The sequence below is a fragment of the Pseudomonas sp. 2995-1 genome (assembly GCF_002742505.1).
Classification (GTDB): Bacteria; Pseudomonadota; Gammaproteobacteria; order Pseudomonadales; family Pseudomonadaceae; genus Aquipseudomonas; species Aquipseudomonas sivasensis.
The window spans coordinates 352,816-364,577 of sequence record NZ_LJSA01000332.1; the positions used below are offsets into that span (position 1 = coordinate 352,816).

Genomic DNA, 11,762 nt, shown 5'->3' on the forward strand with positions numbered 1-11,762 from the left:
GGTGTTACTCGCCGATGGCGGCTTTGTAACCAGCAGCATCCAGCAGTTTTTCCAGGTCAGCCGGGTTGCTTGGCTTGAGCTTGAAGATCCAGGCGCCATACGGGTTGGAGTTCAGCAACTCGGGGCTACCACTCAGTTCCTCGTTGACTGCAATCACTTCGCCTGCAACCGGGGCGTAGATATCCGAAGCGGCCTTGACCGACTCCACCACACCTGCCTGATCAGTCGCGCCAAACTGGGCGCCGACTTCGGCCAACTCAACAAACACCACATCACCCAACGCTTCCTGGGCGTGGTCGGAGATCCCGACGGTCACGGTACCGTCAGCTTCCAGACGGGCCCATTCATGACTCTCGGCAAAACGCAGGTCGGCCGGGATATTGCTCATAGTCTGTGTCCTCAGAAGTAGTGTCAGCGGCCATCGGCCTGCCGGAAATAGTTAGATCAAGGTTTTGCCATGGCGCACGAAGGTCGGTTTGACCACTCGAACCGGGTACCACTTGCCGCGGATTTCCACTTCGGCCCGGTCGGCAGTTGCCGTCGGTACACGCGCCAAGGCAATGGATTTGCTCAGCGTAGGAGAGAAACTACCACTGGTGATCTCACCTTCGCCAACATTGGCGATGCGAACTACCTGATGAGCGCGTAAAACCCCACGTTCTTCCAGTACCAGCCCGACCAGTTTGAACTGCACACCGGCGGCCAGCTCTGCTTCCAGCGCCGCACGCCCGATGAAATCGCGTTCGGCTGGTTCCCAGGCAATACTCCACGCCATGTTGGCCGCCAGGGGCGAAACGTTCTGGTGGATATCCTGGCCGTACAGGTTCATGCCGGCTTCCAGGCGCAGGGTGTCCCGCGCGCCGAGGCCGATAGGTGAGATGCCTGCACCCACCAGATCGTTGAAAAATCCCGGTGCCTGATCGGCAGGCAACACAATTTCCAGGCCGTCTTCGCCGGTGTAACCCGTGCGGGCGATAAACCAATCGCCGTCGGCCTCGCCTTCAAATGGCTTGAGCTGGTGGATCAGGGTGCCGCGAGACTGGGTGACCAACTCGGCGATCTTCTGCCGAGCATGGGGGCCTTGAATGGCGAGCATGGCCAACTCGGGCCGCTCGTGCAGTTGCACTTGATAGCTGCCGAGTTGCGCCTGCATCCAGGCGATGTCCTGGTCACGAGTGGCGGCGTTGACCACCAACCGGTACCCGGCATCAGTGCGATAGACAATCATGTCGTCCACCACGCCGCCCTGCTCGTTGAGCATGGCGCTGTACAACGCACGGCCACAGCCATGCAAACGTTCGACATCATTGGCCAGCAGGTGCTGGAGCCATTCCTTGGCCTGGGGGCCGCTGATATCGATCACGGTCATATGAGATACATCGAACACCCCGCAGTCGCGTCGCACCTGATGGTGCTCTTCAACTTGCGAGCCGTAATGCAAAGGCATATCCCAACCGCCAAAATCGACCATTTTCGCGCCGAGGGCGAGATGCAGGTCATACAGAGGCGTACGCTGTCCCATGGGTTTCTCCTTCCGGGCTTGGCGAAGGTGCGCAGCGTTGCTGTTCGTGCTGAAGACCTTGAATTACAAGGGCTGCAGCCACGTACAGCGACCCGATCCGAAAGGCGGAGCGCACCGAATGCCGCGCATTGTAGCCTCAAGCCGTAGGACTGACACCTAACCGATTGGTCGGGCAGAGCGTCGGATCAGGCCGATCACCGGCAGCAGGCCCACCAGTACCAGTGTCAGTGCCGGCAGCGAAGCCCGTGCCCACTCGCCCTCGCTGGTCATTTCAAAGATCCGCACCGCCAGGGTGTCCCAGCCGAACGGGCGCATCAGCAAGGTTGCGGGCATTTCCTTGAGCACATCCACGAACACCAGCAGCGCTGCGCTGAGGGTGCCGGGTAGCAACAGCGGAAGATACACTTTGCAAAACAGTCGCGGCCCACTCACGCCCAAACTACGCGCCGCTTCCGGCAACGAAGGCCGGATGCGCGCCAGGCTATTTTCCAGCGGCCCGTAGGCCACCGCTAGAAAACGCACCAGATACGCCAGCACCAGCGCCGACAGGCTGCCCAGCAACAGCGGTTTGCCCGCACCACCGAGCCAGCCGGACAGCGGCACCACCAGTTCGCGGTCCAGATAACTGAACGCCAACATGATCGACACCGCCAGCACCGAACCCGGCAACGCATAGCCAACATTGGCCAGGCTGATACCGGAGCGAATCGCCCGGGTCGGCGACAGGCGGTTGGCGAAGGCAAGTACCAACGCCACGCTGACCGTGATCAATGCCGCGATACCACCGAGATAGAGGGTATGGACGATCAGGCCCGAATAGCGCTCATCCAGGTCGAACCGGCCGCGCTGCCAGAACCACGCGATCAACTGCAGCACCGGAATGACAAAGGCGCACGCAAACACCAGCCCACACCAGGCACTGGCGGCTAACGCTTTGAACCCACGCAGGTGGTAGAGCGCCTTGCCCCGAGGCCGCTCATTGCTGGGACGGCTCGCGCCACGGGCACGCCGTTCGCCGTACAGCACCAGCATCACCACCAGCAATAACAGGCTGGCCAGTTGGGCTGCGCTGGAAAGACTGAAAAAGCCGTACCAGGTTTTATAGATCGCGGTGGTAAAGGTATCGAAGTTGAACACCGAGACCGCACCGAAATCCGCCAGGGTTTCCATCAACGCCAGGGCGACCCCGGCGCCAATCGCCGGCCGCGCCATGGGTAGCGCCACGCGCCAGAACGCTTGCCACGGCGATTGCCCCAACACTCGCGCGGCTTCCATCAGGCCTTTGCCCTGGGCCACGAATGCAGTGCGCGCCAGCAGGTAGACGTAGGGGTAGAACACCAGCACCAACACGATGATCACGCCACTGGTGGAACGCACGCGAGGCAGGCGCAGACCGGTGCCGAACCACTCTCGCAGCAGGGTCTGCACTGGGCCTGCGAAATCCAGCAGGCCAACAAAGACGAAGGCAAGCACGTAGGCGGGGATGGCGAAGGGGAGCATCAACGCCCAGTCAAGCCAGCGCCGGCCGGGGAATTCGCAGAGGCTAGTGAGCCAGGCCAGGCTTACGCCCAAGAGGGTCACGCCCAAACCCACCCCAACCACAAGGGTCAGGGTATTGCCCAGCAGCCGGGGCATCTGGGTTTCCCACAGATGGGACCAGATTTGCGCATCGATGCTTTGCCAGGACAGCAACAGCACGCTCAGCGGCAGCAGCACCAGGGCGGCGACGGTGAAAACCGGCAGGTACCAGCGGCGTTGGGCGGGGTGGGCCAAAGGTGGGTTCTCGATAATGAAGATCTTGAAATCACCACAACCCAATGTGGAAGGGGGCTTGCCCCCGATGTCGGAATGTCAGTCGACTCATCGGTGACTGATCCTCCGCCATCGGGGGCAAGCCCCCTCCCACATTTGGATCTGCGGCGTCCTACAAATTGTACTTAGTTCCAGCCGGCGCGATCCATCAAGCGAATGGCTTCAGCCTGGCGCTTACCCGCCACTTCCACCGGCAAGGTGTCCGCAACGAACTTGCCCCAGGTCGCCACTTCGGCCGACGGCGGTACAGCCGGGTTGGCCGGGAACTCCTGATTCACATCGGCAAAGATCTTCTGCGCTTCAGGTGTGGTCATCCATTCCACCAGAGCCTTGGCGGCTTCCGGGTGTGGCGCGTGCTTGGTCAAGCCGATACCCGACAGGTTCACATGCACACCACGGTCGCCCTGGTTCGGCCAGAACAGCTTCACAGCCAGGTCCGGCTTCTGCTTGTGCAGGCGGCCGTAGTAGTAGGTGTTGACGATACCCACGTCGCACTGCCCGGCGTTGATCGCCTCCAGCACGGCGATGTCATCAGAGAACACGTCAGTAGAGAGGTTATTCACCCAGCCCTTGACGATTTCTTCGGTCTTGGCCGCGCCGTGGGTTTCGATCAGGGTCGCGGTGAGCGACTGGTTGTAGACCTTTTTCGCCGTGCGCAGGCACAGACGACCTTCCCACTGTTTGTCGGCCAGGGCTTCGTAGGTAGTCAAGTCACCCGGTTTTACCCGGTCAGTGGAATAGGCGATGGTCCGCGCACGCAGGCTCAAGCCAGTCCAAGCGTGGGCGGATGAGCGGTATTGCAGAGGAATGTTCTTGTCGATCACGGGCGAGGTGAAGGGTTGCAGGATGCCCATTTGCTCGGCCTGCCAGAGGTTGCCGGCATCCACGGTGAGCAACAGGTCGGCGGTAGCGTTTTCGCCCTCGGCCTTGATGCGCTGCATCAGCGGGGCTTCCTTGTCGGTGATGAACTTCACCTGGACGCCCGTCTTTTTGGTGTAGGCATCGAACACTGGTTTGATCAGTTCGTCGATGCGCGAGGAGTAGACCACCACTTCGTCGGCTGCCTGCACAGTCGTGCTGCCGATCAGGGTGAGTGCCAGGGCAGTCAGTAGGCGCTTGGGTGCCAACATGGGTGCGGTCTCTCATTTGCAAAGTGAGCGCAAATGATAGGGACTCACATTTGGTAACGCTCGGTGGAGGCGTTACCAGATGTTGCACAGATGCCTCAGGGTTTCGCGAGTGTTGGCAGATCGCCCGTCAAGCCCAAGGCCTGGCGCACAAATACCGCTTTGGCTTCGGGCATCTGGTCGACCATTTTCAGCCCGGCGTTACGCAACCAACGTAACGGCAGTTGATCGGCCTGGAACAACCGCTCAAAACCTTCCATTGCGGCCATCAGCGCCAAGTTGTGGGGCATCCGACGACGTTCGTAACGGCTCAGCACTTTCACATCCGCCAGACGCTCGCCGCGTTCAGTAGCCGACAGCAACACTTCGGCCAGCACCGCCGCATCGAGGAAACCCAGGTTGACGCCCTGCCCGGCCAACGGGTGGATCACATGAGCCGCATCGCCGATCAACGCCAGGCCCTCGGCCACGTAGCGTTTGGCGTGACGCTGGCGCAACGGTACGCAAACCCGTGGATCAGCACTGACCACAGTGCCAAGCCGCCCTTCAAAGGCGCGCTCCAGCTCACGGCAAAAACTCTCATCATCCAAGGCCATCAGGCGCTCGGACTCAGCCGGTGTGGTGGACCATACGATCGAACACCAATCTTCCTGCCCATCGCGTACCAACGGCAAAAACGCCAACGGGCCGGTGTCGGTAAAGCGTTGCCACGCCGTACGCTGGTGCGGCTGACTGCTACGTACGCTGGTGACGATGGCGTTATGCAAGTAATCCCATTCACGGGTGGCGGTGCCGGTCAGGCGACGCACGGCGGAGTTGGCGCCATCGGCGGCGACCACCAACGGCGCGCGCAAGGTGCGGCCATCGGCCAGGGTCAGCAGCCAGTCATCGCCGGAGCGGCGCATCTGCTCCAACCGCGCGTTGGCCAGCAGGCCCAAGTCGCAGTCGTGCAGGCGATCAAGCAAAGCATCCTGCACCACACGGTTTTCGACGATATGCCCGAGCACCTCGGCGTGCACGCTGGCCGCCGAAAAGTGGATCTGCCCAGTGCCGCTGCCATCCCACACCTGCATCTCGCCGTAAGGGCTGGCCCGGCGCGACACAATGCCGTCCCACACGCCCAAGCGCTCCAGGATGCGCTGGCTGGCGGCCGATAAGGCGCTCACGCGGGGTTCGAAGGCCGCGTCACGGTCGAACGGTTTGACGCTCAGCGGGCTGCCATCGAGCAGCAGCACTTGCAGGCCACTGCCCTGCAACGCCAGCGCCAGCGCGCTTCCGACCATTCCGGCCCCGACAATCAGCACATCTGCGCGCATGTCCATGGTTTAAGCCTGTCTCGCTTGCGGCTTGCGCCGCACGTAAAGGGTTTTGTCGACCCGCGCCACCAGGGTGCCGGAGCCGTCATGAATCTGGACCGTGAGGTGAGGCAGGTATTTCTCGCCGCCTTCGGTCTGTCGGCGCACCTCGTCAAGCAAGGCCTCGTCGATGAAAAATTCGGCGTACACCGGGCCTTTGCCCGGCGAGATAAAGTCGATGCTCGCGGCCTTGTCCCAGACAATGTAGTCGCGGCCCAGATTTTCCATCAGCATCAGCATGTAGAACGGGTCGACCATCGAATACAGGCTACCGCCGAACTGCGTGCCGACGTAATTACGGTTGTACCAACCCAGCCCCATGCGCACTTTGACGTGACGAAAATCCGCGCTCATATGCTGCACGCTGACGCCAGCGCCCAGGTATGGCGGGTACAGGGTCATGATCCAACGCAGCAAGCGCGCCTTGCCCAACCGCGCCACCAGCCACCTACGCATCGGGACGTGTCCCCAAGCCCATGGCTTGACGGGCGAACCAGCGTTTGGCCGGCGGCAACAAATCCAGGCCCAGCAGACCCATATTGCGGCCCAGCGCTACCAGCGGTTGTGCACTGCCAAACAGGCGCGTGACCTGATCGGAGAAACCGACAGTCAACTTCTGGTCCATACGCTGGCGCTCGCGGTACGCCTGTAACGTCGCCAGGTCTCCGGGCACCGCTGGCCCGGCTAGCAGAGCCTCGGCCAAGGCACTCGCATCGCGCAGGGAAAGGTTGAAGCCCTGCCCTGCAATTGGGTGCAGGCTGTGGGCGGCGTTGCCAAGGATCACCAGGTGGGAACGTACCTGCTCTTCGGCCTCCACCAGGGTCAGCGGATACAAATGGCGCGCGCCGACTTGCTTCAAGGTGCCCAGGCGGTAGCCGAACACGCTCTGTAATTCGCTGAGGAAACTGCGTTCGTCGAGGGCGGCCAGGCGCTGGGCGTCCATGCCGATGCGTGTCCAAACCAGCGCGCAGCGGTTGTCTGGCAGCGGCAGCAAGGCCATCGGGCCTTCGTCGGTGAAGCGCTCGAAGGCTTCGCCGTTATGGGCTTCGCTGGGAGTGATGTTGGCAATCAGCGCGCTCTGGTTGTACGGACGGGTCTTCACGCCAATGCCCAATTGCTCGCGCAAGCCGGATCGGCCGCCATCGGCGAGCACGGCGAGGTCGCATTCCAACACGGTTTCATCGTTGAGCGTCAGGCGATAGCCGTCGGGCAGCGGCTCCATGCGGGTGACTTCCGCCGGGCAGCGCCAGCTGACCACGTCTTTGTCCAGGCCTTGCCACAGGCATTGGCCGAGCCAGGCGTTTTCCACTACGTAGCCGAGTGCCGGCACGCCCTCCTCCATGGCGGACAAACGTGCGGTGGAGAATCGCCCACGGTCCGACACGTGAATCTGCTTGATCGGCTCGGCTCGGCGGGAAACCTCCTGCCAGATACCCAGCCGCTGATAAATCTGGCGCGCGCCAAACGACAGTGCCGACGATCGTGCATCGTAGCTCGGCTGGTAGCTGTCGCCCGGAGCGAAGGGTTCGATCAGCATGATCTTCCAGCCCCGCGCCTTGGCCCCGGCCTGCAACGCCAGCGCCAGGCTGGCGCCCACCAGGCCACCGCCGATAATCGCGAGATTGACCCGGCTCATCGGGAGGCCGCCATCAGCGCTTCGATCTCGACGACGGTCTTGGGAACGCCGACGGTCAGGATTTCACAGCCTTGCTTGGTCACTACCACGTCGTCCTCGATGCGTACGCCAATGCCACGCCATTTCTTCGCCACGTTCTGGTTGTCCGGCGAAATATAGATCCCCGGCTCCACGGTCAACGCCATGCCGACTTCCAGCACCCGCCATTCACCGCCCACCTTGTACTCGCCCACATCGTGCACATCCATGCCCAGCCAATGGCCGGCGCGGTGCATATAGAAAGGTTTATAGGCTTCGCTGGCGATCAGTTCGTCAACGTCACCTTGCAGCAGTCCCAACTTAACCAGCCCAGCGGTGATGACCTGCACGGTCGCCTCATGGGCCTGGTTCCAATGTTTATTCGGCGCGATCTCGGCAAAGGCGGCTTCCTGGGAGGCCAGCACAATCTCGTAGATCGCTTTTTGCTCAGGTGAAAACTTTCCGTTGACCGGCCAGGTGCGGGTAATGTCGCTGGCGTAGCAGTCGATCTCGCAACCGGCGTCGATCAGCACCAGGTCCCCATCCTTGAGCAGCGCGTCATTCTGCTGGTAATGCAGGATGCAGCTGTTGCGCCCGGCGGCGACGATGGAGCCGTAAGCCGGCATCTTCGCGCCGCCTTTGCGGAACTCGTAATCCAGCTCGGCTTCCAGGCTGAACTCATGCAACCCAGCGCGGCTGGCCTGCATCGCCTTGACGTGGGCAGCGCAGGAAATCCGCGCGGCCTCGCGCATCACCCTCACTTCTGCCGCCGATTTATACAGGCGCATGTCGTGGAGCAGATGATCCAAGGCAACAAATTCGTTCGGGGGCTGGGCGCCGAGGTGCGCTTTAGAGCGGATCACGTTGATCCACTCCATCACGTGCCGGTCAAATTCAGCGTTGCTGCCCATGGCCGAATACACCCGGTCACGGCCTTCGATCAGGCCGGGCAGGATGTCGTCGATATCGGTGATGGGGAAGGCATCGTCGGCACCAAACTCACGGATTGCGCCTTCGGTACCGGCACGCAGGCCGTCCCACAGTTCACGCTCGGCATTGCGTTCGCGGCAGAACAGCACGTACTCGCCATGCTGGCGACCGGGCATCAGCACGATCACTGCTTCGGGTTCGGGGAAACCGCTCAGGTACTGGAAGTCGCTGTCCTGGCGGTAAACGTGCTCGACATCGCGATTGCGGATGGCCACGGCGGCGGCCGGCAGAATCGCGATGCTGTTGGGTTCCATCTGCGCCATGAGCGCCTTGCGGCGGCGGGTGTATTCCGCTTTGGGGATATGGATCATGGGCAGATGGGCTTCCTTTCTTAGTGCAGCGACGGCTTGGGTGCAGCAGGCTCAGCGGACTTCTTGGTCTCGGTGAACAGCAGCAACGGCGCGACGCGCAGGTATTCCATGACTTCCATGTAGTCGCCTTCGCCGTCTTCGGACTCTTCCAGCGCATCTTGCACTTGGGAGATCGCGGCGAGGTCCTGCAGCACTTCCTTGGCGTCGGTGCTCAGCTCCAGGCCGCCGGCGTTCACGCCGAAACCGTGGAGGAAACCCTGGCACCATTGGCCCAATGCGGCGGCGCGTTCGGTGAGCGGAGCGTCGTCGGTCGGTAGCAACAGGACTACGGTGACGTCATCACCGGTCAGTTCGCCCTTGACCATCTCTTGCAGGCCGATCAGCGCGTTACGCACGTTGTCGGTCGGTTCGGTTTCCAACAGCTCGGCGACATCAGCCAACCAGTTGTCGGCATCAAAGCCAACACCGGTGCAGCTGCGACCCAACAGCACGCCGTGCAGTTCGGCAGGCGAGCATGGGTGGCCGCTGGTGCTCAGCAGTTTGGAAAAAGCATCGTACGGGGAGTTCTGAATGGGCATGGTGAGCTAGGCGCCAGACGGCGCAATGTCTAGAATGGAGCGCTGTATCCTAGCACCGGCAGACGTACCAAGACTATCAAGGGCGTCAGATCGTTTATCCTGCAGTTGCCATTCATCAGACAAAATCCAGTGGAACCCAATGGAAGACACCGACCTGCAAGCGCTGATGGCCAGACTCGAATTGCTAATTACTCGGGTCGAGCAACTTAAGAGTCAAAACGGACTCCTATTAGCTCAGGAAAAGACCTGGCGCGAGGAACGCGCTCACCTCATTGAAAAAAACGAAATCGCCCGGCGTAAGGTCGAATCGATGATTTCGCGCCTGAAGGCCCTGGAGCAAGACTCATGAGTTCAAGCAATAGCGTCACCGTGCAGATCCTCGACAAAGAATATTCGATCATCTGTCCCCAGGAAGAGCGCAACAACCTGGTGAGCGCCGCCCGTTACCTGGATGGCAAAATGCGTGAAATCCGCAGCAGCGGCAAAGTGATCGGCGCCGACCGTATCGCCGTGATGGCCGCGCTGAACATCACCCACGATCTGCTGCATAAGCAGGAACGCCCTGACGTGCAGGCCAGCGGCTCGACCCGCGAGCAGGTTCGCGATCTGCTCGAACGTGTTGATCTGGTGCTTTCCAGCGACACAGAGCAACCCAAGGGCTGATCCCCGCGACTGTTTAAGGTATACTCGCCCCACTCCCTGGCGTGCTTGCCAGTCGGCGATGTCCCGGAGCCGATTCGCACTACCCTGGAAGTTGCACGTTGGGCTGGTGTGCATGTCCGCTAGACGGAAAGCCTTAAAGCCTACTGCTTCTTCCACCTTGAACTTTCGGGTTCAAGGGCTTAGTCGACAGCGGTTCTGTCGGGGAGCCTGAATTCCAAACTCAATGCCAGTCTTAAGGACTGGCATTGTTTTATGAGCCGAAAAACCATGACCGAACCTGCGCCGCTTTCCCGTCCGCAACTTCGACGCATGTTACGCAACGCCCGCCGCGCCCTTACGCCGAGCGAGCAGCGCCAAGCCGCCCACGGCCTGTATCGGCAACTGGCACAGCACCCGCTGTTTCGCCGGGCCAAACATATTTCCTTATATCTACCGACGGACGGTGAAATCGATCCGCGCCTGCTGCTGCGCGCCGCTCAGCGCCGGGGCAAGGCCACCTATCTGCCGGTGCTCAGCGCTTGGCCGCGTACCAAGATGGTGTTCCAGCGCGTGAAGCCTGGGGACAAGCTGCTGCCCAACCGCTTTCGGATTCTGGAACCAAGGGTCAATGCCAAGCGCCAGCGCAAGGTGTGGGCGCTGGACCTGGTGTTGCTGCCGTTGGTGGGGTTCGATGACGCAGGTGGCCGCCTGGGCATGGGCGGCGGTTTCTACGACCGCAGCCTGGCGTATCTGGCACGCCGTCAAAGCTGGCGCAAGCCGACGCTGCTAGGCCTGGCCCATGAATGTCAGAAGGTCGATCGATTGGCACAAGCCAGTTGGGATGTGCCATTGGCTGGCACTGTCACTGATAAGCAGTGGTATGTCGCAAAAACGCCGCTTGAAGCAGCGGCGTCTTGAAGAAGGGTTAACGCTTGAACGGTTGCGGCTGCTGTTGAGCCAGTTCAACGGGAGCATCGGTCTTGTTCGACCACAAGCTTTGGGCATACCCGGTGGTCACGACGCCCAGACCAAACAAAATCACCAAAATCCATAGTAAATCCGGTTTACGTTGCATCGATTGCCCCCCTTCAGGCATCTCGTACACGATGACAACAACGTTCCAAAGTAGTCCGTTGCAGCTGCGTCAAGCTTAAAGGCCGGCATTTTGCGGTAACGTGAACCAACACGCAAACCTTGGCGCCAACCGACTGTCGGTTTGTCATCAAATTGCCTGACAACTTGCCCACTGCCTTTTTCAGGAGCCCAAAAATGGCCTACTGGCTGATGAAATCCGAGCCCGACGAACTGTCCATCAACGGCCTGGAAAAGCTTGGCGAAGCGCGCTGGGACGGCGTACGCAACTACCAGGCGCGCAACTTCCTACGCGCCATGGCCGTGGGCGATGAGTTTTTCTTCTATCACTCCAGTTGCCCAGAGCCAGGCATTGCGGGTATCGGCAAAATTGTCGAAGCAGCCTACCCGGATCCGACCGCACTGGAACCGAACAGCCACTATTTCGACGCCAAAGCCACCCCGGAGAAAAACCCGTGGACTGCGATCAACGTCGCGCACGTCCAAACCTTCCCCAAGGTGCTGGGGCTCGGCTACCTGAAACAGCAAACCGCCCTCGCCGAATTGCCCCTGGTGCAGAAAGGCAGCCGCCTGTCGGTGATGCCGGTCACCGCCGAGCAATGGGCGACGGTGCTGGCGCTGCGCTGACGAGAACCCTGCGGTCACGCGCTCGACGCATGCATCTGCCCCTTAACCGGGT

14 protein-coding genes and 1 other RNA gene are annotated in these 11,762 nt (G+C 61.1%); 5 read left to right on the forward strand and 10 right to left on the reverse strand.

Going from position 1 to position 11,762, the window contains the following annotated elements:
* Window positions 1–4: 4 nt before the first annotated feature.
* The 9 genes from gcvH to AOA61_RS10665 form a co-directional block, all read right to left on the reverse strand.
* Window positions 5–388 (reverse strand): glycine cleavage system protein GcvH, encoded by a 384-nt coding sequence (gcvH, locus tag AOA61_RS10625; RefSeq protein ID WP_032884276.1) that lies wholly within the window; start codon window positions 386–388, stop codon window positions 5–7.
* Window positions 389–439: 51 nt separating this feature from the next.
* Complete coding sequence (gene gcvT / locus AOA61_RS10630) at window positions 440–1,522, reverse strand: glycine cleavage system aminomethyltransferase GcvT (RefSeq protein WP_032884277.1); 1,083 nt, start codon at window positions 1,520–1,522, stop codon at window positions 440–442.
* 156 nt (window positions 1,523–1,678) lie between these two features.
* Window positions 1,679–3,295 (reverse strand): iron ABC transporter permease, encoded by a 1,617-nt coding sequence (locus tag AOA61_RS10635; protein WP_099601848.1) that lies wholly within the window; start codon window positions 3,293–3,295, stop codon window positions 1,679–1,681.
* 164 nt (window positions 3,296–3,459) lie between these two features.
* A complete protein-coding gene (locus AOA61_RS10640) occupies window positions 3,460–4,464 on the reverse strand; it encodes an extracellular solute-binding protein (protein ID WP_032884279.1) in 1,005 nt (334 codons plus the stop codon).
* Window positions 4,465–4,559: 95 nt separating this feature from the next.
* A complete protein-coding gene (locus AOA61_RS10645; protein WP_163033280.1) occupies window positions 4,560–5,777 on the reverse strand; it encodes a 2-octaprenyl-3-methyl-6-methoxy-1,4-benzoquinol hydroxylase in 1,218 nt (405 codons plus the stop codon).
* A gap of 9 nt (window positions 5,778–5,786) precedes the next feature.
* On the reverse strand, window positions 5,787–6,272 hold the full coding sequence (locus AOA61_RS10650; RefSeq protein WP_099601729.1) for a DUF4442 domain-containing protein: 486 nt from the start codon (window positions 6,270–6,272) through the stop codon (window positions 5,787–5,789).
* Window positions 6,265–7,452, reverse strand: a complete 1,188-nt coding sequence (gene ubiH / locus AOA61_RS10655; protein WP_099601730.1) for a 2-octaprenyl-6-methoxyphenyl hydroxylase — start codon at window positions 7,450–7,452, stop codon at window positions 6,265–6,267. Before ubiH ends, AOA61_RS10650 begins: the two co-directional genes overlap by 8 nt.
* Window positions 7,449–8,771: a Xaa-Pro aminopeptidase gene (pepP, locus tag AOA61_RS10660; RefSeq protein WP_099601731.1), complete on the reverse strand. Its 1,323-nt coding sequence runs from the start codon at window positions 8,769–8,771 to the stop codon at window positions 7,449–7,451. Before pepP ends, ubiH begins: the two co-directional genes overlap by 4 nt.
* A gap of 20 nt (window positions 8,772–8,791) precedes the next feature.
* A complete protein-coding gene (locus AOA61_RS10665) occupies window positions 8,792–9,349 on the reverse strand; it encodes a YecA family protein (RefSeq protein WP_015886444.1) in 558 nt (185 codons plus the stop codon).
* Window positions 9,350–9,488: 139 nt separating this feature from the next.
* On the opposite strand from AOA61_RS10665, the gene AOA61_RS10670 reads away from it, so the two are divergent.
* The 4 genes from AOA61_RS10670 (at window position 9,489) to AOA61_RS10685 (ending at window position 10,909) form a co-directional block, all read left to right on the forward strand.
* Window positions 9,489–9,698, forward strand: a complete 210-nt coding sequence (locus AOA61_RS10670) for a TIGR02449 family protein (RefSeq protein ID WP_007982902.1) — start codon at window positions 9,489–9,491, stop codon at window positions 9,696–9,698.
* Entirely contained in the window at window positions 9,695–10,012 is a 318-nt protein-coding gene (locus AOA61_RS10675) for a cell division protein ZapA (RefSeq protein WP_027608375.1), read from the forward strand. Before AOA61_RS10670 ends, AOA61_RS10675 begins: the two co-directional genes overlap by 4 nt.
* Window positions 10,013–10,042: 30 nt before the next feature.
* Window positions 10,043–10,221: non-coding RNA, 6S RNA (gene ssrS, locus AOA61_RS10680), on the forward strand.
* Between the two features lie 58 nt (window positions 10,222–10,279).
* Window positions 10,280–10,909, forward strand: coding sequence for a 5-formyltetrahydrofolate cyclo-ligase (locus tag AOA61_RS10685; protein WP_032884520.1), 630 nt, complete (start codon window positions 10,280–10,282; stop codon window positions 10,907–10,909).
* Between the two features lie 7 nt (window positions 10,910–10,916).
* Here the strand turns inward: AOA61_RS10685 and AOA61_RS31540 are convergent, their stop codons facing one another.
* Window positions 10,917–11,066, reverse strand: a complete 150-nt coding sequence (locus tag AOA61_RS31540; RefSeq protein ID WP_010207387.1) for a hypothetical protein — start codon at window positions 11,064–11,066, stop codon at window positions 10,917–10,919.
* 194 nt (window positions 11,067–11,260) lie between these two features.
* On the opposite strand from AOA61_RS31540, the gene AOA61_RS10695 reads away from it, so the two are divergent.
* Complete coding sequence (locus AOA61_RS10695; RefSeq protein WP_099601732.1) at window positions 11,261–11,710, forward strand: EVE domain-containing protein; 450 nt, start codon at window positions 11,261–11,263, stop codon at window positions 11,708–11,710.
* Window positions 11,711–11,762: the final 52 nt, after the last annotated feature.